The 22,959-nt window shown below is 40.8% G+C and carries 21 protein-coding genes and 1 other annotated feature; of the genes, 20 read left to right on the forward strand and 1 reads right to left on the reverse strand.

Going from position 1 to position 22,959, the window contains the following annotated elements:
• Positions 1–4: 4 nt before the first annotated feature.
• The 8 genes from FD50_RS02435 (at position 5) to holA (ending at position 7,331) form a co-directional block, all read left to right on the forward strand.
• On the forward strand, positions 5–304 hold the full coding sequence (locus tag FD50_RS02435) for a YlbG family protein (protein ID WP_054758057.1): 300 nt from the start codon (positions 5–7) through the stop codon (positions 302–304).
• A 4-nt stretch (positions 305–308) separates the two neighbouring features.
• Positions 309–866, forward strand: a complete 558-nt coding sequence (gene rsmD / locus FD50_RS02440; RefSeq protein WP_054758058.1) for a 16S rRNA (guanine(966)-N(2))-methyltransferase RsmD — start codon at positions 309–311, stop codon at positions 864–866.
• A 2-nt stretch (positions 867–868) separates the two neighbouring features.
• Positions 869–1,345 carry a pantetheine-phosphate adenylyltransferase gene (gene coaD, locus FD50_RS02445; RefSeq protein WP_056960037.1) on the forward strand — a complete coding sequence of 159 codons (477 nt, stop codon included), beginning with the start codon at positions 869–871 and terminating at the stop codon, positions 1,343–1,345.
• The gene (locus FD50_RS02450) at positions 1,345–2,379 is read left to right on the forward strand and encodes a SepM family pheromone-processing serine protease (protein ID WP_054758059.1); all 1,035 of its coding nucleotides are present in this window, start codon (positions 1,345–1,347) and stop codon (positions 2,377–2,379) included. The genes coaD and FD50_RS02450 overlap by 1 nt, the downstream gene beginning before the upstream one ends.
• A gap of 411 nt (positions 2,380–2,790) precedes the next feature.
• Positions 2,791–3,468 (forward strand): helix-hairpin-helix domain-containing protein, encoded by a 678-nt coding sequence (locus tag FD50_RS02455; RefSeq protein ID WP_054755968.1) that lies wholly within the window; start codon positions 2,791–2,793, stop codon positions 3,466–3,468.
• A 65-nt stretch (positions 3,469–3,533) separates the two neighbouring features.
• Positions 3,534–4,040, forward strand: coding sequence for a ComE operon protein 2 (locus FD50_RS02460; protein ID WP_056960039.1), 507 nt, complete (start codon positions 3,534–3,536; stop codon positions 4,038–4,040).
• 71 nt (positions 4,041–4,111) lie between these two features.
• The gene (locus FD50_RS02465; protein WP_235803431.1) at positions 4,112–6,286 is read left to right on the forward strand and encodes a DNA internalization-related competence protein ComEC/Rec2; all 2,175 of its coding nucleotides are present in this window, start codon (positions 4,112–4,114) and stop codon (positions 6,284–6,286) included.
• Between the two features lie 10 nt (positions 6,287–6,296).
• Complete coding sequence (gene holA / locus FD50_RS02470; RefSeq protein ID WP_056960042.1) at positions 6,297–7,331, forward strand: DNA polymerase III subunit delta; 1,035 nt, start codon at positions 6,297–6,299, stop codon at positions 7,329–7,331.
• 193 nt (positions 7,332–7,524) lie between these two features.
• Here holA and rpsT read toward each other — a convergent pair whose 3' ends face one another.
• The gene (gene rpsT, locus FD50_RS02475; protein ID WP_054755973.1) at positions 7,525–7,779 is read right to left on the reverse strand and encodes a 30S ribosomal protein S20; all 255 of its coding nucleotides are present in this window, start codon (positions 7,777–7,779) and stop codon (positions 7,525–7,527) included.
• Positions 7,780–8,064: 285 nt separating this feature from the next.
• Here rpsT and rpsO point away from each other — a divergent pair, with 285 nt between their 5' ends.
• The 12 genes from rpsO (at position 8,065) to gndA (ending at position 22,928) form a co-directional block, all read left to right on the forward strand.
• Positions 8,065–8,334, forward strand: a complete 270-nt coding sequence (gene rpsO, locus FD50_RS02480) for a 30S ribosomal protein S15 (protein WP_054755975.1) — start codon at positions 8,065–8,067, stop codon at positions 8,332–8,334.
• A 214-nt stretch (positions 8,335–8,548) separates the two neighbouring features.
• On the forward strand, positions 8,549–9,598 hold the full coding sequence (locus tag FD50_RS02485; RefSeq protein WP_054755977.1) for an aspartate-semialdehyde dehydrogenase: 1,050 nt from the start codon (positions 8,549–8,551) through the stop codon (positions 9,596–9,598).
• Between the two features lie 14 nt (positions 9,599–9,612).
• Complete coding sequence (dapA, locus tag FD50_RS02490) at positions 9,613–10,485, forward strand: 4-hydroxy-tetrahydrodipicolinate synthase (RefSeq protein WP_056960044.1); 873 nt, start codon at positions 9,613–9,615, stop codon at positions 10,483–10,485.
• A 17-nt stretch (positions 10,486–10,502) separates the two neighbouring features.
• Positions 10,503–12,206 (forward strand): ribonuclease J, encoded by a 1,704-nt coding sequence (locus tag FD50_RS02495; RefSeq protein WP_056960047.1) that lies wholly within the window; start codon positions 10,503–10,505, stop codon positions 12,204–12,206.
• Positions 12,207–12,303: 97 nt separating this feature from the next.
• A complete protein-coding gene (locus FD50_RS02500) occupies positions 12,304–13,200 on the forward strand; it encodes a hypothetical protein (RefSeq protein WP_056960049.1) in 897 nt (298 codons plus the stop codon).
• A 220-nt stretch (positions 13,201–13,420) separates the two neighbouring features.
• Complete coding sequence (tuf, locus tag FD50_RS02505) at positions 13,421–14,608, forward strand: elongation factor Tu (protein WP_054755984.1); 1,188 nt, start codon at positions 13,421–13,423, stop codon at positions 14,606–14,608.
• 316 nt (positions 14,609–14,924) lie between these two features.
• Positions 14,925–16,238, forward strand: coding sequence for a trigger factor (gene tig, locus FD50_RS02510; RefSeq protein WP_056960050.1), 1,314 nt, complete (start codon positions 14,925–14,927; stop codon positions 16,236–16,238).
• 169 nt (positions 16,239–16,407) lie between these two features.
• On the forward strand, positions 16,408–17,658 hold the full coding sequence (gene clpX, locus FD50_RS02515) for an ATP-dependent Clp protease ATP-binding subunit ClpX (RefSeq protein WP_056960052.1): 1,251 nt from the start codon (positions 16,408–16,410) through the stop codon (positions 17,656–17,658).
• A 296-nt stretch (positions 17,659–17,954) separates the two neighbouring features.
• Positions 17,955–18,196, forward strand: a binding site (T-box leader).
• Between the two features lie 70 nt (positions 18,197–18,266).
• A complete protein-coding gene (locus tag FD50_RS02520; protein WP_054755988.1) occupies positions 18,267–18,827 on the forward strand; it encodes an ECF-type riboflavin transporter substrate-binding protein in 561 nt (186 codons plus the stop codon).
• 9 nt (positions 18,828–18,836) lie between these two features.
• On the forward strand, positions 18,837–20,567 hold the full coding sequence (locus FD50_RS02525; RefSeq protein WP_056960053.1) for an ABC transporter ATP-binding protein: 1,731 nt from the start codon (positions 18,837–18,839) through the stop codon (positions 20,565–20,567).
• A complete protein-coding gene (locus tag FD50_RS02530) occupies positions 20,539–21,375 on the forward strand; it encodes an energy-coupling factor transporter transmembrane component T family protein (RefSeq protein WP_056960055.1) in 837 nt (278 codons plus the stop codon). Before FD50_RS02525 ends, FD50_RS02530 begins: the two co-directional genes overlap by 29 nt.
• A 131-nt stretch (positions 21,376–21,506) precedes the next feature.
• On the forward strand, positions 21,507–22,928 hold the full coding sequence (gndA, locus tag FD50_RS02535; protein WP_056960057.1) for an NADP-dependent phosphogluconate dehydrogenase: 1,422 nt from the start codon (positions 21,507–21,509) through the stop codon (positions 22,926–22,928).
• Positions 22,929–22,959: the final 31 nt, after the last annotated feature.

Raw genomic sequence — 22,959 nt, forward strand, 5'->3', positions numbered from 1 at the left:
GATCATGGATTTTAAGATTAAACAGCGCCAAGGCGTAGTTGTTTACCTCTTTCATTTAAAAAATAGTCGACAACTGAAACGCTTTGGAACGATTCACTATGTTTCACGGCGGATGAAATATGTTGTTTTGTATATGGATCAAGAAGCGGTCAGCGAAAGTCTAGTTAAGCTCAAGGAAATGCGCTTTGTAAAAAAAGTTATGCCTTCTCCTTTACCAGAACTTAAAATCGACTTTAGCGATTCATTGGGCGACTACAAATTGACTGATGAAGATCGTGAAAAGTTTAAGGATAATAAAGAGTGAGCGCATGAGAATAATTTCGGGTAGTTATGGGGGACGGCGTTTGAAGGCTGTTCCAGGAATGAAAACACGACCTACAACAGACAAGGTAAAAGAAGCGATGTTTAATATCATCGGTCCTTATTTTGAGGGTGGCAGGTCGTTAGATCTTTTTGCTGGCAGTGGCGGGTTGAGCATTGAAGCTGTTTCTCGTGGGATTGAACATGCTTATTTGGTTGATCGTCAGTTTCAGGCGATCAAGACCATTAAAGAAAACATTGCAGTCACGAAAGAAGAAACCAGGTTTACAGTTTTAAAAGCGAGTGCAGAGCATATCTTAGACCGTTTAGCAACTGAGGGTTTGAAATTTGATTTGTTGCTGTTGGATCCGCCGTATAAAAAACAACAAATTGTTGATCTGTTAAAACAAGTTGTTGCTTTTAAATTACTGGCATCAGGTGCATTGGTTATCTGTGAAACGGACCAGCAGGCGCAATTACCACAGGAACTCGCTGGATTTGAGTTGCTGCGGCGTGCTGATTATGGCATTACAGAGCTAACAGTTTATCGCTATCGAGGTGAGTAAAGATGAAAGCAGTTTTCCCTGGAAGTTTTGATCCGGTGACAAATGGGCATTTGAACTTGATTAGGCGTGCTACTAGAATCTTTGATGAAGTAACAGTTTTAATTATGACTAATACGAGCAAAAAAAGTCTTTTTAGTCTTTCTGAGCGAAGCGCATTTTTAAAAGAGGCCTTGAAAGATTTTCCAGAAGTAACGGTGCAGGCAGTTTCCGACGAATTAACAGTTAAAGTGGCACAAAAAATTGGGGCACAGGTAATTATCAGGGGTGTGCGCAATGAGAAGGATTTTATTTTTGAGAGTGAAATCGCAGCTATGAATGCGCACCTTGCTCCCAAGTTGGAGACGGTTTTTCTACCAAGCGCTCCCAAATTTACGCAGCTTTCTTCCAGCATTATTAAAGAAGTTGCTAAATTTGGAGGAGACTTGACAGGGCTCGTGCCAGTTGCTGTAGAAAAAGCGCTTAAAGAAAAGGAATCTTAATGAAAAAAGGTAAATTTTTTGGAATTGTAGCATTTGCAATCATTTTACTTGGTTTTTTATGTTTGTTTCCCTTACCGATCTATATTGAAACTGTTGGTAAGGCGCAAAATGTGGCGCAGTATGTCAGGGTTGCACAAAAAAAGGATCGGACAGCGGGTTCGCTCATGTTGACCTATGTCAGCGTGGCACGTGCTACACCGGTCTTATATGGAGCAAGCTTTTTTGACAAATATGCTTCCCGATTACCAGAAGAAGAAGTCAGTGGAAATGAGACTGATTCTGAATATGAGCGGGTGCAGACATATTATATGGAAGATGCGGTTAATCAAGCTAAAGCAGCTGCTTTACGTCTGGCGGGAAAAAAATATCAGCAAAAGTATCTAGGAATTTATGTACTGTCTTTACTGCAAGGGTCAACTTTTAAAAACAAACTTGCTGTTGGGGATACAGTAACAGCCGTTGATGGGCAGCATTTTTCTAAGACTGCTGATTTTGTTGCCTATCTTGCAAAGCAAAAAGTGCGTAAACAAGTCACAGTTACATATTTGCGCAACGGAAAACAGCGTACAGTTAGCGGCAAGACGATGAAATTACCTGGGACTTCGCGAACAGGAATTGGAATTTCACTGGCTGAACGTTCTCAAATTACCACTTCCGAGAAGATTACGACTGATATGGAAGGAATTGGCGGACCGTCGGCTGGGTTAATGTTGGCACTACAGATGTATTCCCAATTAGCGAATCAAGATCTCAAGCTTGGGCGTAAGATAGCTGGAACAGGCACAATTTCTGCGGATGGAACGGTTGGCGAGATTGGTGGAATAGATAAAAAGGTGGTTGCAGCTCAACGAGCAGGAGCAACGCTCTTTTTTGCACCCAACAATCGAGTGACTGCAGCCGAACGCAAGGTTGATGCACAAGCGGTTTCCAATTACAAAGAGGCTCAAGCAGCTGTTAAAAAGTATCATTTAAAATTAAAGGTTGTGCCGGTTACGAATATTAAGGATGCGTTGCATTATTTGAAGACGCATTAAGAAGAAGTGACGACCAACAGCGCTTAGCCACCGCAGACTAAGAGAATGTGACATAAGTCGGGAAAATTTGAGTGCTAACTCGAAATTACGAACATAGCGAGTACTTTGCTATGAGTAATTGGAAAGTCAGACGGAAGATTTTGACTTATGGAACACGTTTATCCGGAATAAAAGAGGGAGTGTGACATAAGTCGGGAAAATTTGAGTGCTAACTCGAAATTACGAACATAGCGAGTACTTTGCGATGAGTAATTCGAAGTTAGACGGAGAATTTTGACTTATGGAACACGTTTATGCGGAATAAAAGAGAGGCTGTGACAAAAGTTAACTTTTGTCACAGCCCCTTTTTGCAACTTGATTAACGGTAAAAGCTCAAGTTTGCGTATTTAGTTAGTGAAGGGAGGAATCGGTATGCTGGAGCAGCTGCGAGATTTTTGGGAAGAGCATCGGTCACTGCTAGTTGTTTCTTTTATCTTGATAAGCGGGGGATTTTTAATCGGCAGTAATTTGTATAATAACTCTAGGAAGTCAACAACTTCGCAATTTGGAGTTGCTAAAAGTAGCATGAGTGCTTCAACTCGCTCCAAAGCAGTCCAGTCGACTGCGGCTACAAGTCACTCAGCCTTGGTATCAGTTGACGTTAAGGGCGCGGTTAAAAATCCTGGCGTGTATCATGCACAGGAGGGAGCACGTGTCAATGAAATTATAACAGCTGCGGGTGGTTTTGCGGCAACTGCTGATCAAAATCAAGTTAACCTAGCATTGAAAATTAAAGACCAGCAAATAATTTACGTTCCTTTTCGCGGTGAAATCGCAAGCAAACCAGTTACCACGGTTGCTGCAAATATAAGTGAACAAGCAGGTTCGGCGGCGGGAACTGTCACTGAAGGAACAAAAATTGATCTGAATCAAGCTAAGAAAGAAGATCTGCTCAAAATTCCAGGCATTGGAGACAAGAAAGCTGAACAGATTCTGGCTTATCGTACGGAACATGGTAATTTCAACCAACTTGATGAACTAAAAAATATTTCAGGAATTGGTGATAAAATTTTAGTCAAACTAAAATCTTATTTGAAGATTGGTTCCTGAGCTGCTGTTTGCAGTTCCAATTTTCTGCTATACTATGAATAAATTTATGACGCGAAGGTGAGAGTATGTCAGACGCAAGAATTCCATGGGATCAATATTTTATGATGCAAGCGGTTTTGTTATCAATGAGAAGTACATGTGAGCGGCTTTCTGTGGGAGCTATTTTGGTACGTGATCGGAGGATCATTGCGGGCGGTTATAACGGTTCTGTTTCGGGTGATACGCATTGTATTGATGAAGGCTGCTACATTGTAGATGGTCACTGTGTAAGGACAATTCACGCTGAAATGAATGCAGTTTTGCAGTGTGCAAAATTCGGTGTAGCAACGGCCAATGCAGAAGTTTACGTGACGGATTTTCCCTGTTTGCAGTGTACTAAAATGCTGTTGCAAGCTGGAATTAAAAAAATTTATTATTTGCGTAACTATCATAACGATGATTATGCAGTCAAGTTATTAAGGTTGAAAAATGTTGAAGTACATCAAGTTAAGCTGGAGCAGGAGTATTTACGCAAACTTGCGCCAGAAAATAATTTTAGTGATTTAACGGGAAAACAGCAGTCGAAAGACTGATTTTTTTACTGGCAATTGCGGCATTCCTGCTGTGTCTGTTACTGCTTTCATTCAATTGGATTTGGCTATTATTGCTAGGCTGTGTCCTACTGCGTTTGGTAGCCACGCACAGAGGCCTTTGGATTATAAGTGGTGTTATTTTTATTAGCTTACTGGCAATTTGGATTCTGGAATGGCAAAATAACTGGCAACAAAAGGGCTTCTCAACTAAAACTGAACTGCGGCAGCAACATCTACTTGTGCAACCAGATGAGTATTTTATTGATGGTGATTTGCTTAAGCTGACAGGTAAATGGCTTGAACGTAATGAGGAGGTCCAGTTCTTTTATTCACTGAAATCACAGGCGGAACAACGACGATTTGCAAAAATTGAGACTGCAAAGATTTTTTTATTTGCTGGAACCGTCCAACGGGTTGCAGGACCAACTAATGAAAATCAATTTGATTATCGTCGTTTTTTGCAGGGAAAAAATATTAGTAACACAATTATGCTTTCTCAGTTAAGCTCGGAAAAAGAAGTTTCTCTGCAAGATCAAGGAGTCTTTTTCCTAGCGTGGTTGCATGGAATTAGGAAAAAATTGCTTAATCAGCTTGAAACGCTTCCTCAGCCATTAGCAGGCTATAGCCAACTGCTTTTGTTGGGATTTTACGATCAGAGTTTTGAGACGCAGTTAAAACAGATTAGTTCGTTAGGGTTATTGTATCTTTTTAGTTTATCTGGAATGCACATTTTCTATCTTGCGGCTTTTTTTCGGTGGTTATGTACACAACTTGCAATCACGCGTGAAACCTGTGATACACTTTTATTGTTGCTGCTGCCTTTATATGCTGTTCTAGGAGGCTTTTCAGCTAGCTTAGTCAGAGCTGTCATGATGGTGTGGATAATTTTGAGTGCCCGTAAATTTTTAGGTATTTCAGTCAGTGGAATTACGGCAGAAGGTCTTGTGCTGATTTTAAATTTACTACTTTGTCCAGCATTAGTTTTTTCGTTAGGGGCACAGTTGAGTTATTTACTGACGCTTATTTTGCTGCTTAATCGGCAACAATCGCAGTTGCTGGTGGGGCTGAAGATGACTGCATATAGTTTGCCGCTTATTTTATGGCAGACATTTCAGTGGAATTTATTAACAGTGTTATTGTCAATCGCGATTGTGCCGCTATTTGAGCGCATTGTAATTCCAGCAGTGGTGCTAGGTGTTTTTTTCTCTTGGTTAGTTCCTATAGCAGTGCCAATACTGCAGTTTTTTTGTGACAGCTTTGCTTTTTTGGCGCAATTACCGACTACTATTACTTTCGGGAAGCCTCCCTTGCTGTTTATTGTTTTTTGGTTAATAATCCAATTTCTGTTAGAGTATTCAAAGCATGCACGTTGGCTCTTGGGAATTTTAATCTGCTCGTATGTAATTGCGGCAGCACTAATTAGATTGCCTTTTACTGCTGAAGTTGTTTATTTCGACATTGGTCAAGGAGACTGCACTTTGATTCGTGAGCCTTTCAATCAAAGTGTGACCTTAGTTGATACTGGAGGAAAAGTCAATTTCCAGCATGAGCAGTGGCGTGAACGCCGTGTGAAAACTACAGGAGAAACGATCGTGGCAAATTACCTTTTGAGTAAGGGGATCAGCCACGTTGATAATCTCTTTTTGACACATCAAGATACTGATCATGTGGGCAATTTTGCAAGTTTGAGCAAAGTCATTGATGTACACCGTATTTTAGTACCGCAGGGAATGGAACAACTGGCGTCATTTAGAAAAAGATTGCGAGTTTCCAACAATACATTGCAGCAAGTGCAGGGAGTATCAACAAAAGTTACTTCTCGAATTGGAATGTTTCACTTACTGCATCCTTTTGCAAGCGGAACAGGGAAAAATGAAGATTCAATCGCGCTTTCTTTTTCTTTACAGCGTATAAAGTTTGTCATTAGTGGAGATCTTGATAAGCAAGGCGAAGTTGAAGTTGCACAGCGTAATCCAAAATTGCGTGCCGATGTGCTTAAAACTGGGCATCATGGTAGCAAGACTGCAACCGCCAGTGAATACGTCAGCCAGTTGCAACCACAGTTGGCAATCATTTCAGCCGGGGTAAATAATCGTTACGGGCATCCAAATGCAGCCACGCTAGCAACACTGGCAAAGCAGCACATTCCGTTTCTGAATACGGCAAATGCAGGAATGATTAAGCTTATGCCCCAAGAAAAAGGATTTATAATACAGACATTTAATGAGAATCGAAAGGTGAAATGAGGTAGTGTAAATGAAGGTCAATGAGTTATTCCAGAGTCTTAAGCAAAAAAAACCAGCAGCCATCTACGTAATTTTAGGACGCGAGGAATATACAGCACGCAAAATTCTGCAAAGTTTTGTAGCTTTGGTACCAGAAGAACAGCGTACTGTGAATGTGGGGGAGTATGACATGGAAACCACTCCGCTGACAACTGCTCTGGAAGACGCACTGTCTGCCCCTTTTTTTGGTGAAAGAAGAGTAGTATTGATCAAGCGGCCATACTTTCTGACAGGCGAAAATAAAAAGAGAAAAATTGAACAACATCCGGAGGCCTTGCTTTCATATTTAGATCACCCTGAGCCAACTTCAGTCGTTGTTTTTTGGGCACCTTATCCTAAGTTGGATGAACGCAAAAAGGTTACTAAGCGATTATTGAAAAAAGCAGTGGTGGTTGACAATGATTTTTTGAATGAACGGAGCACGCGTGCGTATTTGAAACAGCAAGTAACCACTGCTGGGTACACAATTGAAAAAGAAGCTTTTGAATTACTGCTAAAAAAGACTGAAAATCAGCTTTCTTTAATCATGAATGAGTTACCTAAACTTTTTCTAGTGGCCCAAGCAACTAAAAAAATTACAGGTGTGATGGTTGAAAGAATGGTGGCACAGACACTGGAACAGAATATTTTTGATCTCAGTGCACTTGTGCTAGATAAAAAAGTACAGCAGGCTGTGGTGATGTACCATAATTTACTTGAACAGCATGAAGAACCGCTCAAGTTAAATGCGATTCTAGTGGGACAGGTTAGACTATTATTACAGGTTTCAATTTTACAACAAAATGGATATGCGCAAGGCAATATCGCAAGTGTCTTGAAGACGCATCCCTACCGTGTTAAGTTAGCGTTGCAAAAATGTCGTCGTTTTGGGCGTGCTGAATTGCGGAATGCCTATTTAGGTTTAATTCAGCTTGAAGAAAAAATGAAGTCCACGCAACAAAACCCGCAGCAACTCTTTGAACTTTTTATGCTAGGTTATTTTACTAGAGAAAAAACAACTGGTTAATTTGATGGATCCGTGGGGGCAGGAAAGAAGGACTACATGTGATTTAGGGGAAACTTAAAATCGCGTTTATTTGGAACAAGAAAAGATTCCGTTAAAATTAAATTTTTGATCCTACTCAAAAAAAGAGAGTGGAGTACAAGACACAAAAAAAGAGTTCGCGACTTTTGTCCCAAACCCTCTTTTATAAAATTATTTATTTTGCTAGCCGAGCTGCTAAACGTGACTTGTCACGAGCTGCTTTGTTAGCTTTAATCAGACCTTTTGACTTAGCTTGGTCGATTGCTTTAACAGCTGCTTTGTAAAGTTCATCAACATTATCAGCACCTGCTGTTTTAGCATTTTCAAATTTCTTAACGGCACTACGTGTTGCACTTAATTTTGCTGCATTACGCACGTTAGCCTTTTCGTTAGTCGTTACACGCTTGATTGCGGATTTAATAATTGGCAAAGAATTCACCTCCATGACACATGATCCATGCCGGTATCATAAAATTTTCAACATAGGCTATTATACAAGAGCGAAGACGACAATGCAATAAAAAAGTTAAAATGTGTCAAGGAAATTTCCTTGACTAGTAATAAAAATAGACAATCATTTTTAACTTGCAAAATAAAGATTTCATCGGTATAATCTAGTTTAGTGCTAAAAGCACATAACCTTGGACTCAGAACTGCGCTCCTCACCGACGTAATTCCGGGACAACGGTTTAATTATCAGAAAGGTGGGATAACCATGGCAATTTCAAAAGAAAAGAAAAACGAAGTTATGCATAAGTATGCTCGTCATGAAGGGGATACTGGTTCAGCAGAAGTTCAAATCGCAGTTTTAACTGCAGATATCAACGAGTTGAACGAGCATATTCGGACACATAAAAAGGATTTCGCTTCACAACGTGGATTGATGAAGAAAATCGGACATCGTCGTAACTTGTTGGCATATTTACGTGAAAACGACATTCAACGTTACCGTGAATTGATCAAGAGTTTAGGTTTACGTCGTTAAGATTGCAGTATTTGCATTTTATGATACTCAGAAAATATAGAGAAATCCGGGATGTCTGTAAAGAAAGCCGGGTTTCTCTTTTTTTAGCTTGGATACGCTAAAGAAAACGAGCATTTTTAGGATGAATAAGATCTTTTATTAGTTTCTGAGACCATCATTCTATTAATAAATATGGTATAATGATGTTTCAATAAGAAGCGAAGAAGGTTTTCAGATGAACGGATATCATGTGGCTGTTGTTGGTGCAACAGGTGCGGTTGGGACAAGGATGATCCAGATGCTGGAGCAATCTACCTTGCCAATTGCAAGTGTGAAATTATTGGCTTCAAAACGTTCAGCGGGTAAAGTGTTGCAGTTTAAAGGACAAGATACTGTGGTTGAAGAGCTTGTTCCAGATTCCTTTAAGGGAATTGAGTTGGCGCTGTTTTCAGCTGGCGGAGGTGTGTCAAAAAAGTTTGCTCCAGAAGCTGTTAAACGCAGAGCTGTGGTTGTCGACAACACAAGTGCATTCCGAATGGATCCTGCCGTTCCGTTGGTTGTTCCGGAGGTTAACGAAGCGGCTTTAGCGCAGCATCATGGTTTGATTGCTAATCCTAACTGCTCAACGATTCAGATGGTGGTTGCTCTGGAACCAATTAGGAAAGCTTTTGGGTTGAAGAAGATCGTTGTGACGACGATGCAGGCGGTTTCTGGGGCCGGGAATCGCGCTATTCAAGAACTTCGTGATGAAACGCAAGCAGTCCTTGATGGGCAGGACTACGAACCACAAGTTCTTCCAGTTGCGGGTGCTCAGAAGCATTATCAAATTGCCTTTAATCCATTGGCACAAATTGACGTTTTTGAAGAAGACGGTTATACCCATGAAGAATGGAAGATGATCCACGAAACTAAAAAGATTATGGCAGATCAGAATATTCAAGTGACTGCAACTTGTGTGCGTGTGCCTGTCGCAGTTGCTCATTCTGAATCTGTGTGGTTTGAGGTATCTCAAAAAGGAGCAACAGCAGCGAAATTACGCGCAATTTTGCAAAAAGCTCCTGGGGTTGTGTTGGAGGATGATCCGGAAAACCAGATTTTCCCTCAGGCAGTTCAGGCTGCGGGCAAGAAAGCAACTTTTGTGGGTAGAATCCGTCCTGATCAAGAACAAGCTGATGCATTTCATTTGTATTGCGTCGCTGATAACTTGTTAAAGGGTGCGGCTTGGAATTCAGTTCAAATTGCGGAACGCTTGCATGCACTTAACTTATTGCGGGTTCCTAAATAAATGGAGGGTTAGTAATGACATTTGAGAATGCTGAAGTTATCACGGCGATGGTGACCCCTTTTGATGACGAGGGAAAGCTTAGTTTTACGCGGTTAGAAAAGTTAATTGCACATTTGCTTGCAACCGGGACGCAAGGAATTTTGGTCACGGGAACGACAGGTGAAGGTCCAACTTTGAGTGAAGCAGAAAAGCTGGAGCTAGTTGCACAAACTGTTAAAATTGTTGCCAAGCGAGTTCCAATCATTGTGGGAACAGGTTCTAATAATACGGCAGCAACAATTGCATATACGAATAAAGTTGCACAGATTAAAGGTGTGGATGCTGCGTTAGTTGTGGTTCCTTACTATAATAAGCCGGACCAGCGAGGGATGCTTGCTCATTTTACTGCTGTTGCAGATGCAAGTCGAATTCCGCTCTTCATCTACAATATTCCGGGTAGAACTGGGGTTACGATGCAAGTTGAGACTATTGCGAAGCTGGCTCAGCACCCGAATATTATTGGAGTTAAAGATTGTACTGGAAATGTCAACTTGAGCCAAATTGTGGCAAAAACTCCAGCTGATTTTCTTGTTTATACTGGTGAAGATGCTGATGCACTTGCCTCTAAGACAATTGGTGGGCAAGGTGTCATTTCGGTTGCTAGTCATTTGTTCGGCAGCGAAATCACCACGATGTATGCTAAAGTTGATCAAGGTGATTTTAAAGGTGCAGCACGTTTGATGCAGAGTCTAACTCCAAAAATGGCGGCTCTTTTTTCCTATCCCTCACCTAGTCCGCTTAAAGCAGCTTTGAATTATCGTCATCTTTTAGTAGGTGGCTGTAGACTGCCAATTGTTGATCTAGATGAAAGAAGAAGCGCTGAGGTAATTAAAAAACTAGGTATTTAATAAAGAGAGGTGAAAGTATGAGTAATATAAAGATCATTCCCTTAGGGGGCGTGCGTGAGAATGCTAAAAATATGTATGCTGTCGAAGCGAATGATGAGATTTTTATTTTAGATTGTGGGTTGAAGTACCCTGAAAATGGACTTTTTGGGATTGATACTGTGATCCCTGATTTTTCTTATCTTCGTGATAATGCACAAAAAATTGTAGGAGTTTTCCTAACACACGGGCACGCAGATGCAATTGGTGCGTTGCCATATTTTCTTAGCGAATTCAAAGTCCCTGTCTTTGGGACTGAGCTAACGATTGCACTTGCTAAAATTGGAATTAAAAATAATCCGCAGACAGCAAAATTTGCAGATTTCCATGTTATCAATGAACAGACTGAGATTGATTTTGAAAATGCGACAGTCTCATTCTTTCGGACGACACACTCGATTCCCGACTCTGTTGGCATAGTTGTTAAAACCAAAAAAGGCAGCATTGTCTACACTGGTGATTTTAAGTTTGATCAAACTGCGACAAATGGTTATCGCACAAATCTCGCTCGCTTAGCTGAAATTGGCAAAGATGGCGTACTTGCATTATTGAGTGATTCCGCGAATGCTGAAAATCCGACAGAAACAGTTGCCGAACATGAAATTTTTGAATTTATTAATGATAACTTTGAATATCGGAACGGACGAATTGTTGTGGCTTGTGTCGCTTCAAATATTATGCGTGTCCAACAAGTCTTTGATGCCGCTGCAAAAAATGGGCGTAAAGTGGTTTTGACCGGGCATGATGCTGAGGAAATTGTCAATACAGCTTTGAATCTTGATAAGTTGCATTTACCCGTCGATGACTTGTTAGTTGCGGCTGAAAAGCTTGATTCATTAGAAGATGATCAGGTTGTTATTCTTGAGACAGGACGTTCTGGTGAACCGTTAAAGGCATTACAAAAGATGGCACTTAAGAAGCACCGGACTATCAGCTTGCATGAAGGCGACCTTGTTTTTATCACTACTACACCTTCACATGCGATGGAAACAGAAGTTGCCCGCACTCGTGATATGATCTATCGCGCGGGTGCCGATGTCAAAGCTATTTCTGAGGAACTTAATTCTTCAGGACATGCAAGCAGAAATGACTTGCAGCTGATGATGAACCTGCTACAGCCTGATTACGTAATTCCAATTCAAGGAGAATATCGCCTGTTATCTGCTAATGCACGTTGCGCTCTTGAGATTGGAATCCCCAAAGATCATATATTTATGGTTTCTAAGGGCGACATCATTGAGTATGACCATGACAAATTATTGTTAGCTTCATCTGTTGAAGTGGGTGACACTTTAATTGATGGCAGCGGTGTGGGTGATATTGGGAATATTGTTCTGCGCGATCGTAAGATTCTTTCAGAAGATGGTGTCTTTATTGCGGTAGTTACGATTGACCGGCGTAAGAAAAAAATCGTCAATCAACCACAGATTACATCAAGAGGATTTGTCTATGTGAAAACCAGTCGTGATCTGATTACTGAAAGCGCAACTATTGTGACTGAAGCGGTCCAAAAAAATTTGGATAACAAAGAATTTGACTGGGGTCACTTGAAACAAGATGTCCGCGAGCAGCTAAACCATTTTCTTTATGAGCATACTAAGCGGCATCCGGTTATCTTACCAGTTATTATGGAGATCAATCAGCATCGTCACTTTAACAGAAAAAAGAAGAGCACCGAGGAGTAGTGGAGGGAACAGCACTTTTTTGGACCTGCAAATTTTGGCTTAACTCGAAGACTTCATGCACTGCAGTTTTAGGGTAACTCTATTTAGGGGGGAGAATGTGGAAAAATTAGAGTATCAACAGCTTTTTTCAACTGGGACGCTGGCCTTGACCGCTAAGGAATTTGGACGTGCAGCGGCCGCACTTGAAAGTTGTTATGCATTTAAAACTAATTTCCGCACTAATTATCTTCTCTTTTTAGCAATGTGCGGGCAAAAAAAATTTGCAGCAGCGTTCACATTAGCGCAGGAATATTTACGTGAATATATTAGTGATAATGAACGCTTTGAAAAGTTGCTGTTTGCAGGTGCGCAGGCGCAGAAATTTATTGAAATTCGCAAAATTTGTACGGCTGTTGCCCCCTATATGAGCGCCACTGAGAACAAACACTTTTTTACATTACTTGCACGCCAGGAAGCAGAATTTGTGAAGCAGCAACCCGTGTTGTATCACAAATTAAAAAAAGAAGTTGTGTACTGCGGTTCGTTTGATATCTTTAATCAGCGCACCGTTTGGCGCAAAAGTCATGCGCTTCCTTTAGCTGATTATTTGATCACGGTTGGTTTTTTATTAAAGGATCCGAACGTGCATCAACTGATCAAGGTAAATGTCTTGGACGACTTGCGGACTTTGAAAGTCGCAGATGAGTATGAACTTTCATTTCTTGATCATAAGTTATACAAAATCCAGCCGAATAAGTTGCATCTTTTTGCGTCCTCAAAACTTTACCAGGCTTTTGAAACCAGCTTGTTGGAATGTAATCAGGATGGTTTGGGACAGAAACGTTGGGAAGAAGTACGTTTAAAGTTAAGTTTGCTTTATCCGTTTGAAACCCAGCTTGTTTCTTTTTCAAAGAGCTGGCAGCAAATTTTGCTGTATGAAAAAGAACATTTGACGGCTGCCGAAAAGTTGTGGGCCAATCGACTTGAAAGCAGTCTTACGGCTTGGAATATTTGAAATTAGCCAGGTTACAGGTTAGTAGCAGCTCATAAGGTTTTTGAGATTTAAGTGTTTACAAATGACAGACAGCTCTTTATAATAGCATAAGGATTCTTCTTTCCAAGGGTGCTAATTATCTTGGTATTTCTGTTGGGAAGTAGTATAATAAATCTTAAAGGATTATCGGCAATTGTTTTGTTGCGGATTTTTCTTGCAAAATTACAGGAGGTTCGTATTAATGGCAAAAGAACATTACGAAAGAACAAAACCCCATGTAAACATCGGTACAATTGGACACGTTGACCATGGGAAAACAACTTTGACAGCTGCAATTACAAAAGTATTGGCTGCAAAGGGATTGGCAAAGGCTGAGGATTACGCTTCAATCGATGCTGCTCCAGAAGAACGTGAACGTGGTATTACTATCAATACTGCTCACGTTGAATATGAAACAGAAAAGCGTCACTATGCACATATTGACGCTCCAGGACATGCTGATTACGTTAAAAACATGATCACTGGTGCTGCTCAGATGGACGGTGCTATCCTCGTTGTTGCTGCAACTGATGGTCCGATGCCACAAACACGTGAACACATTTTGCTTGCGCGCCAGGTTGGTGTTCAATATATCGTTGTTTTCTTGAACAAGTGCGACTTAGTTGATGATGAAGAATTGTTAGACTTAGTTGAGATGGAAGTTCGTGAATTATTAAGCGAATATGACTTCCCTGGTGACGATATTCCTGTTATCCGTGGTTCAGCTCTTAAAGCTCTTGAAGGCGACAAAGATGCTGAAGAACAGATCCAGAAATTGATGGATACAGTTGATGAATACATTCCAACTCCAGAACGCCCAACAGACAAGCCTTTCTTGATGCCTGTTGAAGATGTCTTCACAATCACTGGTCGTGGTACTGTTGCTTCTGGTCGTATTGACCGTGGAACAGTTAAAGTCGGCGATGAAATTGAAATCGTTGGTTTACGTGAAGAAGTTCTGAAGACAACTGTTACAGGTTTGGAAATGTTCCGTAAGACACTTGATCTTGGTGAAGCTGGCGATAACGTTGGTGCTTTGCTTCGTGGTGTTAACCGTGAACAAGTTGAACGTGGACAAGTTCTTGCTGCACCTGGTTCAATCCAGACACACAAGAAGTTCAAGGGTGAAGTTTATATCTTGACTAAAGAAGAAGGTGGACGTCATACTCCATTCTTCTCAAACTACCGTCCTCAGTTCTATTTCCATACAACTGACGTTACTGGTGTTATCGAATTGCCAGAAGGCGTTGAAATGGTTATGCCTGGCGATAACGTTACATTTACAGTTGAACTGATCGCTCCAGTTGCTATCGAAAAAGGTCTTAAATTCACTGTTCGTGAAGGTGGACGTACTGTTGGTGCTGGTGTCGTTTCAGAAATTGACGACTAATATCTTTAAAAGCTCGGATTATTCCGAGCTTTTTTTGTTACTACAGTTCCTTTTTTTGAAGCGAAATGTTCGAGATTTTGTTTTTCAATAATTTGTAGGCTTTATGCGTAATTTATGGGAAACGTGTGCCTGAAGATCCTCCTAAAAAAATTTTCAGTGAGAAGATTTCCCAGAAATTGCAACTTCTTCCGGTAAAAAGCTGTTGGATGTTCTTTTTTTAGAGAGAATTATTTACAAGTTGGTGTTTCTACGGTAAACTTATTTAGTATGCAATTAGTAAATAAGTTGTACAAATTTTTTGTGCGGAGGGAAAATAATGTCTGCAAAATGGGAAAAACAAGGTGAAAACACAGGAAAGCTTACTTTCGAAATTTCACCTGATAAAGTTAAGGAAGGCTTGGATTTAGCCTTCAAACGTGTTAAAAAGGATCTTAATGTACCTGGATTCCGTAAAGGTAAGGTGCCACGTCAGGTTTTCAATAGAATGTACGGTGAAGAAGCTCTTTATCAAGATGCTGTAAATATCTTATTACAGGATGCTTATACAGCTGCGATTGAAGAGACAAAGATCAAACCTGTTGGACAGCCACAAGTTGACGTAGAAAGCCTTGAAAAAGACAAGCCTTGGGTTTTAACTGCTGTAGTTTCAGTTGAACCTGAAGTTAAATTAGGCGACTACAAAGGTCTTGAAGTTACACCACATCCAACTCGTGTACTCGTGAGTGATATCGAGAAGAGATTGGAAGAACTGCGCACTCAAGAAGCTGAGCTTGTTTTAAAAGAAGCTGAACCAGCTGCAAAGGGCGATACTGTTGTGATTGACTTTGAAGGCAAGATTGACGGCAAGCCGTTCGATGGTGGCAAAGGTGAGAATCATTCACTTGAACTGGGTTCAAACTCCTTTATCCCTGGATTTGAAGATCAATTGATCGGTCATAAAGCAGACGAAGAAGTTGCCGTTAAAGTAACTTTCCCTGATGATTACCAAGCTAAAGATCTTCAAGGTAAAGAAGCCGTCTTTGAGGTTAAGATTCATGAAGTTAAAGAAAAGCAGCTTCCTGAAATTGACGATGACTTTGCTAAGGACGTTGACGAAGACGTTGATAGTCTTGAAGAACTGAAAGCAAAGATTAAGGACGAATTAAAAGAAAAGAAAGTTGCTGATGCAAAAGCAGCTATTCAAGATGAAGCATTAGATGAAGCTGTTGAAAATGCCGAAATTGGCACAATTCCTGAAGAAATGATTTCAGAAGATATCGACCGTCAGATGGATCAATATCTTGCTGGAATGCAACAACAGGGTATTAATGCTGATATGTATTTCAAACTGACAGGAACTTCTAAAGAAGACTTACGCAAACAATTTGCTGCAGATGCTGAGAAACGGGTTAAGACAAACTTAGTGCTTGAAGCAATTGTAGCGCAAGAAAACGTTGAAGTTAGTGCAGACGAAATTGAGCAAGAGATCAAGGGCTTGGCTAAACAATACGGGATGGAAGAAAAAGCAGTCCGGAATGCTTTGAGCGATAAAATGCTGCAGCATGATATTGCAATCCGTAAGGTAGTCGATGAGATTGCTGACTCTGCTAAGCAAACGCGTGAAAAAAAAGAAACCCCAAAAGATAAGTAAGCGTACAAAGACTTTTATCTGAGTAATGATCACGTTAGGCTTCCTGCCCAACGTGATTGTTTTTTCACTATTAAAATTTTTCAAGGTGTTGACCGCAAACCAAGTATTAGCGTTTCTGGATTTTGTCTGGTAGAATTTAATAAAGTAAATGAGTTTTAGGGGGTCAAACATGTTCGAAAATACAGATAAGAATGGTCCTGTGATGTGTTCGTTTTGTGGAAAATCTCAAGATCAGGTTAAAAAAATCGTTGCCGGCCCAGGTGTGTACATCTGTAATGAATGTATTGATTTATGCAAAGAAATTATTGATGAAGAGTTTAGAGATAAAGCTGCTGAGGAACTCACAGATGTTCCTAAGCCGCGTGAGATTGTACAGGTCTTAAATCAATATGTAATCGGGCAAGAACAGGCCAAAAAGACGCTTGCAGTGGCTGTCTACAATCACTATAAACGGGTTAACGCTACTTTGGATAAGGATGACGAAAGCGAGACGGAATTACAGAAAAGTAATATCTGTCTAGTGGGTCCAACTGGTTCAGGAAAGACTTTCTTAGCTCAAAGTTTAGCAAAAATCTTACAAGTTCCATTTGCAATTGCAGATGCGACTACTTTGACTGAAGCGGGTTATGTTGGCGAAGATGTCGAAAATATTTTACTAAAGCTGTTGCAAAATGCAGATTTTGATGTTGAAAGAGCCGAACGTGGGATTATTTATATTGATGAAATTGATAAGATTGCCAAAAAGAGCGAAAATGTTTCAATTACCCGTGATGTTTCCGGTGAAGGGGTCCAACAAGCCCTTTTGAAAATTCTGGAAGGAACTGTCGCAAACGTTCCGCCGCAGGGTGGGCGTAAGCATCCACAGCAGGAATTTATTCAGATCGATACGAGCAATATTCTCTTTATCGTCGGTGGGGCATTTGATGGAATTGAAGCAATTGTAAAGAGTCGTTTGGGCGATAAAACAATTGGTTTTGGAGTTGATTCGAAACAGCAATTGGATGAACACAAGAGTTTAATGCAGCAGATTATTCCTGAAGACTTGCTCAAATTTGGATTGATTCCAGAATTTATTGGACGCTTACCAATTTTGACAGCCCTGGAAAAGCTGACAGAAAGCGATCTTGTTCGCATCTTAACGGAACCTAAAAATGCTTTGGTTAAGCAGTATGACAAATTGCTGCAGCTTGACGAGGTTAAGCTGAAGTTTGAACCGGCTGCTTTGCGTGAGATTGCGCGCCTTGCAATTGAACGTAACACAGGTGCACGTGGATTACGTTCAATTGTTGAGAATACAATGCGTGATGTCATGTACGAAATTCCAAGTCGTGATGATGTTAAGGAAGTTGTGATTAACAAGGGGAGTATCGATGGGCATCAGATGCCTAAGATTGTCTTGTCCGACAAGCGTGCTTCATAAGCCTTGATCACTGCTCATTCAAAGTGATTTTGACTAAGCTGAATTTATTTAAGATAGTTTAAAGTCGCTAAAGCGGAGAATTTTGACTTATGTCACACGTTTATCCGGAATAAAAGAGGGGTTGTGCCAAAAGTTAAATTTTGTCACAGCCCCTTTTTTACATATTTTAATTATGTATATCTGAAACAGTACGGAACCTGAGTAAAATTTAACTTTATGTATTGTTTCGGCAAACTAAATTGAAAATTGCTTTTTGTAAAAGAGTATTGTAAACTAAGCTAAAGTTAGCTTTTACTTATAGAACTGTGAAGAAATGAGTAGTTTTCCGTCATACCTGCAGAGAGTCGTGGCAGCTGAGAAACGATGGTAGAGGAAGATGAAGATGGTTTCTGAGAAGTTGTCGTGGCGAGCTCTAAAAGATAAAAGAGTAAGCTGCAGCCGGTTATTAACCGTTATCTTTGAAAAATACAGATTGTATTTAACAAGAAACCAGTTTTGGTTTGAAGAATGGTGGTACCACGCTAAAAGCGTCCTTTCAGCAAAAGGATGCTTTTTTGTTTTCTCAGGGATGTAAGTCAAAGTTAAAAACTAAAAAGGAGTGAAGTTTTATGTCACATAAACAGAATGATTCGATTCAAACAGTTGTAGCTACAGGGATTGGAGCAGCCATTATTTTTGTCCTGATGAAGTTTGTCGCCATTCCGACAGGGATTCCAAATACACAAATTAACGTCGCCGAGGGTTTCTTACCTTTGCTGGGAGCAATTTATGGTCCAGTAGCAGCAGGATTGGCAATTTTGATTGGGCATACACTAAACGATTTCGTAACCTATGGTTCACCGTGGTGGACTTGGGTCATAACGGATGCATTGATTGGAGTTGCTTTTGGTGCAACTAAGAATAGGCTAAAAATTCAAGCAGGAGCATTGTCAACTGCCAAGTTGATTTGGTTTAACCTTTATCAGGTAGTGGTGAACTTTATTGGTTGGGTCCTGCTAGCACCAACTGGCGATATTCTTGTCTATCATGAACCTGCTAAAAAGGTCTTTTTTCAAGGAGTAACGACGTGGATTGTTAACAGTCTCTCAGTGGCAGTAATTGGGACTATTCTCTTGGTGCTGTATTCACGGACGAGAACTAAAAAGGGCAGTCTTAAAAAGGAAAGATAGTATTTAAAGATGATAAAACCAATTATTAGTTTTAAAGATTTTTCATTTCAATATGAAGCTCAAGCAGAAGCAACCTTGAAACATATCAATTTGGATATCTATCCAGGCGAGAAAGTTTTGGTGGCAGGTGCCTCAGGTTCAGGCAAATCAACGCTTGGGCGCTGTTTGAATGGTCTCATTCCGCAAGCTTATCCTGGTAAATTTTCGGGTTCCTGTACTGTCAACGGGAAACCGATCACTGAAAGTTCGATTTTTGACTTGTCTTTTGATGTTGGGACCGTGTTGCAGGATCCCGATAGTCAGTTTGTGGGGTTAACTGTTGTAGAGGATTTAGCATTTTCGCTTGAAAATGACTGTTGGTCCCAGGCAAAAATGCGACAGGCAACCCAGAAATGGGCGGCGCGTTTGCAGTTAAAGCCGCTTTTACAACATGCACCACAAGAAATTTCAGGTGGTCAAAAACAAAGAGTTGCAATGGCAGGCGTTTTAATTGATGAGAGTAAAATTCTGCTGTTTGATGAACCACTTGCAAGTTTGGATCCTGCCTCGGGTGCAGCTTCTATTCAATTGATTGATCAACTGACAACCTCTGAGGAATTAACTGTGATTTTAATTGAACATCGCATTGAAGAGGTTTTACGCGGAAAAATTGATCGGTTAGTTGTACTGCAGGATGGTCAAATTGTGGCTAACGGTCAACCAGAAGAGATCTTGCGGGCATCACTTTTGCAACAACTCGGTTTGCGCGAGCCACTTTATTTGAATGCCTTGAAAAAAAGTGGAGTTTCTTTACAGTCATGTACGGAGATTGCTGATGTTAAACACATTACAGCACCTCAAGCAAAAGAAAAGCTGGAGCAGTGGATGACTGGTACACAGCTAAAACAACCTGTTCCTAAAAAAGAAGAGCTGCTCAAAATTAAGAATCTGACATTTAGTTATGCTAAAGACAAGCCTGTGATCAATAACTTGTCTTTGACGATTCACAAAGGGGAAATGGTGAGCTTAGTCGGCCGCAATGGTACAGGAAAGTCGACATTGAGCAACTTGATTACAGGCTTTTTAACGCCACAACAAGGAACCTTAACATTTTCAGGAAAGGAGCTTGAGGCTCTTTCCGTAAAGGAACGTGCTGAGCAGATTGGGTATATTTTGCAAAATCCGAACCAAATGATTTCCAAGACGACTGTGTTTGATGAGGTTGCCTCTGGGCTGCGTTTACGGGGCATAACTGCAGAAATTGAAGACAAGACCAATGCTGTTTTGAAAGTTTGTGGTCTGTATGAAATGCGACACTGGCCAATTTCTGCATTGAGTTTTGGGCAAAAAAAACGGGTAACGATTGCAGCGGTTTTGGTATTGGAACCTCAAATGCTGATTTTGGATGAACCAACCGCGGGCCAGGACTTGCAGCATTACACTGAAATTATGACTTTTTTGGAAAATTTGAATCGCAAACAGCAATTGACCATCATATTAATTACGCATGATTGTCACTTGATGCTGGAGTATACGGAAAGAACGATTGTGCTTGCTGGAGGTCGAGTCATAAAAGACGCGGCTCCAGCACAGATTCTCACAGACGAAGAAGTTATCCAGCGGGCTGCGCTTGCTAAAACCAGTCTTTTTGAATTAGCGGACCGTTTCAGGCTACCTAGCGCGACAGAATTTGTTGCCAAATTTATCCAAGCTGAAAGAAAGGAGCGCGCTGATGAACAGTCAATTTCTAATCGGATATAGCCCCCGCAAGACTTTTTTACACCGCTTGAATGGCAGTACTAAATTAATTGGGTTTGTCGCACTTTCGCTCATCGGAATGATTACTTATGACACAAGGTTTTTAGCGGGGATCTTTCTTTTTTCGGGAATCTTATTTTATTTTTCAAAGATTAGCTATCAGGAAATTGCTTTAGTTCTTAAAGTCATTATGGCTTTTGCCGCCCTTAATTTGATCATGGTTTACGTTTTTGCTCCAGGCTACGGGATGACGATCTACGGGACGCAGCACATGCTTTGGGGGAGCCCGCAACATTATTTTAATCTTTCATGGGAAGAAGTTTTTTACATATTCAACCTGTTTTTAAAATATACTTTTGCAGTTCCGCTTGCGCTGATCTTTTTGCTGACTACAAATCCAAGTGAATTTGCTGCGAGCCTCAATAGAATTGGGATTCCTTACCGCACGAGTTATGCTGTTGAAATTGCTTTACGTTATATTCCAAGCGTGCAACGTGATTATCGGACGATTAGTCTTGCACAGCAAGCTCGTGGTTATGAAATTTCTAAAAAAGCTAAGTTGCGGACACGAATCATCGGAAGCGCCCAAATTATCTTACCTTTAATCTTCACGAGTTTAGATCGAATCGAAGTTGTTAGCCAGGCAATGGAGCTACGGCGTTTCGGACACAACAAAAAACGGACTTGGTATCTGGCACAACCCTTTGCGCTACGCGATTTTTTGGCACTTGCAACGATTGCTGTGATTGTGATTTGGGGAGTTGTGTTGTTTAAAATAAACGGTGGGCGTTTCTGGAATCCTTTCAAATAGCTGAATTTATTTAGCAGGGGAAGTCCACTTTTAATTGTCTGAGATGCTTGTTAAATTAAGATACTTCTTTATCTTTAAGCGGTATTTTGGTAACATGAGGTAGTAAAAGAATAATAGTAGGAGGTTTGGTCATGGACAAGCCACAAATTGGTGTGATCGGCATGGCAGTGATGGGCAAGAACCTTGCGCTCAACATTGAAAGCCGTGGTTACACTGTTGCTTTATATAATAGAACAGGGGCAAAGACTGAGAAGGTGGTTGCAGATCATCCCGAAAAGCATCTGGTTCCGAGTTACTCAATTACAGATTTCGTCGCATCACTTGAAACACCGCGCCGGATTATTTTGATGATCAAGGCAGGAGCACCTACTGACGGAATGATTAAACAGTTGCTGCCACATCTTGATAAAGGCGATGTCTTAATTGATGGTGGGAATACCTTCTTTGAAGAGACTGTTCGTCGGAATAATGAACTCGATGAGTCTGGAATTAACTTTATCGGGATGGGCGTTTCAGGTGGTGAAAAGGGTGCTTTAGAGGGCCCTTCACTGATGCCTGGTGGTCAAAAGAGTGCCTATGATTTAGTTGAACCAATTTTAAATAAGATTGCGGCTAAAGCTGAAGACGGAACACCTTGTGTAACCTACATCGGGCCAAATGGTGCCGGACACTATGTCAAAATGGTTCATAACGGGATTGAATATGGCGACATGGAATTAATTTCTGAAAGTTACAACTTGTTGCGCAACGTATTAGGGCTTGATGTGAATGAAATTGCTGCAATTTTCAAAGAATGGAATCAAGGAGAACTTGACAGCTATTTGATGTTAATTACTGCTGAAATTCTGATACGCAAAGATGATCAGGGAACTGGAAAACCAATTGTCGATGTTATTTTGGACCGTGCTGGGAATAAAGGAACCGGTAAGTGGAGTTCACAGAGTGCTTTAGAGCTGGGTGTTCCGCAATCCTTAATTACTGAGTCAGTTTATGCGCGTTATATTTCAGCGCTAAAAGATGAACGCATGACTGCAAGTCAGACGCTGCAAGGACCAGCTTTTAAGGTGGCAGATGCTGATAAAAAGGAATTAGTTGAAAAAATTCGCCAAGCGCTCTACTTTAGTAAAATCATGAGTTATGCTCAAGGATTTGAACAGATGAGAGTTGCTTCCGAGCACTATGACTGGAAACTTAAGTATGATGAGTTGGCAATGATTTGGCGTGCCGGCTGTATTATTCGGGCACAATTTCTGCAGAAGATCACAGATGCTTTTGAAAAAGCACCTGAGTTGAAAAACTTGATGCTCGATCCTTATTTCAAGGGAGTTACTGATAAGTATCAAGCTGCTGTTCGTGAAGTGGCTGCCCTAGCGATCAAAGCAGGCGTACCCGCGCCAGGATTCACTGCTGCAATTACCTACTTTGACCAGTATCGTGCTGCTGTTTTACCAGCTAATATTATTCAAGCACAGCGTGATTACTTTGGCGCGCATACGTACGAGCGGACAGATAAGGCTGGAATTTTCCACTATGAATGGTATCACGAAGAGTAATCTTTATTTAAAATAGAGCAGTCAGTTCGAT

Source organism: Liquorilactobacillus satsumensis DSM 16230 = JCM 12392 (assembly GCF_001435195.1).
Taxonomy (GTDB): Bacteria; Bacillota; Bacilli; order Lactobacillales; family Lactobacillaceae; genus Liquorilactobacillus; species Liquorilactobacillus satsumensis.

Bases quoted from the DNA above. Each gene is read 5' to 3' on its own strand.
- FD50_RS02435 (WP_054758057.1), top strand. From the start codon at position 5: ATGGATTTTAAGATTAAACAGCGCCAAGGCGTAGTTGTTTACCTCTTT.
- rsmD (WP_054758058.1), top strand. From the start codon at position 309: ATGAGAATAATTTCGGGTAGTTATGGGGGACGGCGTTTGAAGGCTGTT.
- coaD (WP_056960037.1), top strand. From the start codon at position 869: ATGAAAGCAGTTTTCCCTGGAAGTTTTGATCCGGTGACAAATGGGCAT.
- FD50_RS02450 (WP_054758059.1), top strand. From the start codon at position 1,345: ATGAAAAAAGGTAAATTTTTTGGAATTGTAGCATTTGCAATCATTTTA.
- FD50_RS02455 (WP_054755968.1), top strand. From the start codon at position 2,791: ATGCTGGAGCAGCTGCGAGATTTTTGGGAAGAGCATCGGTCACTGCTA.
- FD50_RS02460 (WP_056960039.1), top strand. From the start codon at position 3,534: ATGTCAGACGCAAGAATTCCATGGGATCAATATTTTATGATGCAAGCG.
- holA (WP_056960042.1), top strand. From the start codon at position 6,297: ATGAAGGTCAATGAGTTATTCCAGAGTCTTAAGCAAAAAAAACCAGCA.
- rpsO (WP_054755975.1), top strand. From the start codon at position 8,065: ATGGCAATTTCAAAAGAAAAGAAAAACGAAGTTATGCATAAGTATGCT.
- FD50_RS02485 (WP_054755977.1), top strand. From the start codon at position 8,549: ATGAACGGATATCATGTGGCTGTTGTTGGTGCAACAGGTGCGGTTGGG.
- dapA (WP_056960044.1), top strand. From the start codon at position 9,613: ATGACATTTGAGAATGCTGAAGTTATCACGGCGATGGTGACCCCTTTT.
- FD50_RS02495 (WP_056960047.1), top strand. From the start codon at position 10,503: ATGAGTAATATAAAGATCATTCCCTTAGGGGGCGTGCGTGAGAATGCT.
- tuf (WP_054755984.1), top strand. From the start codon at position 13,421: ATGGCAAAAGAACATTACGAAAGAACAAAACCCCATGTAAACATCGGT.
- tig (WP_056960050.1), top strand. From the start codon at position 14,925: ATGTCTGCAAAATGGGAAAAACAAGGTGAAAACACAGGAAAGCTTACT.
- clpX (WP_056960052.1), top strand. From the start codon at position 16,408: ATGTTCGAAAATACAGATAAGAATGGTCCTGTGATGTGTTCGTTTTGT.
- FD50_RS02520 (WP_054755988.1), top strand. From the start codon at position 18,267: ATGTCACATAAACAGAATGATTCGATTCAAACAGTTGTAGCTACAGGG.
- FD50_RS02525 (WP_056960053.1), top strand. From the start codon at position 18,837: ATGATAAAACCAATTATTAGTTTTAAAGATTTTTCATTTCAATATGAA.
- FD50_RS02530 (WP_056960055.1), top strand. From the start codon at position 20,539: ATGAACAGTCAATTTCTAATCGGATATAGCCCCCGCAAGACTTTTTTA.
- gndA (WP_056960057.1), top strand. From the start codon at position 21,507: ATGGACAAGCCACAAATTGGTGTGATCGGCATGGCAGTGATGGGCAAG.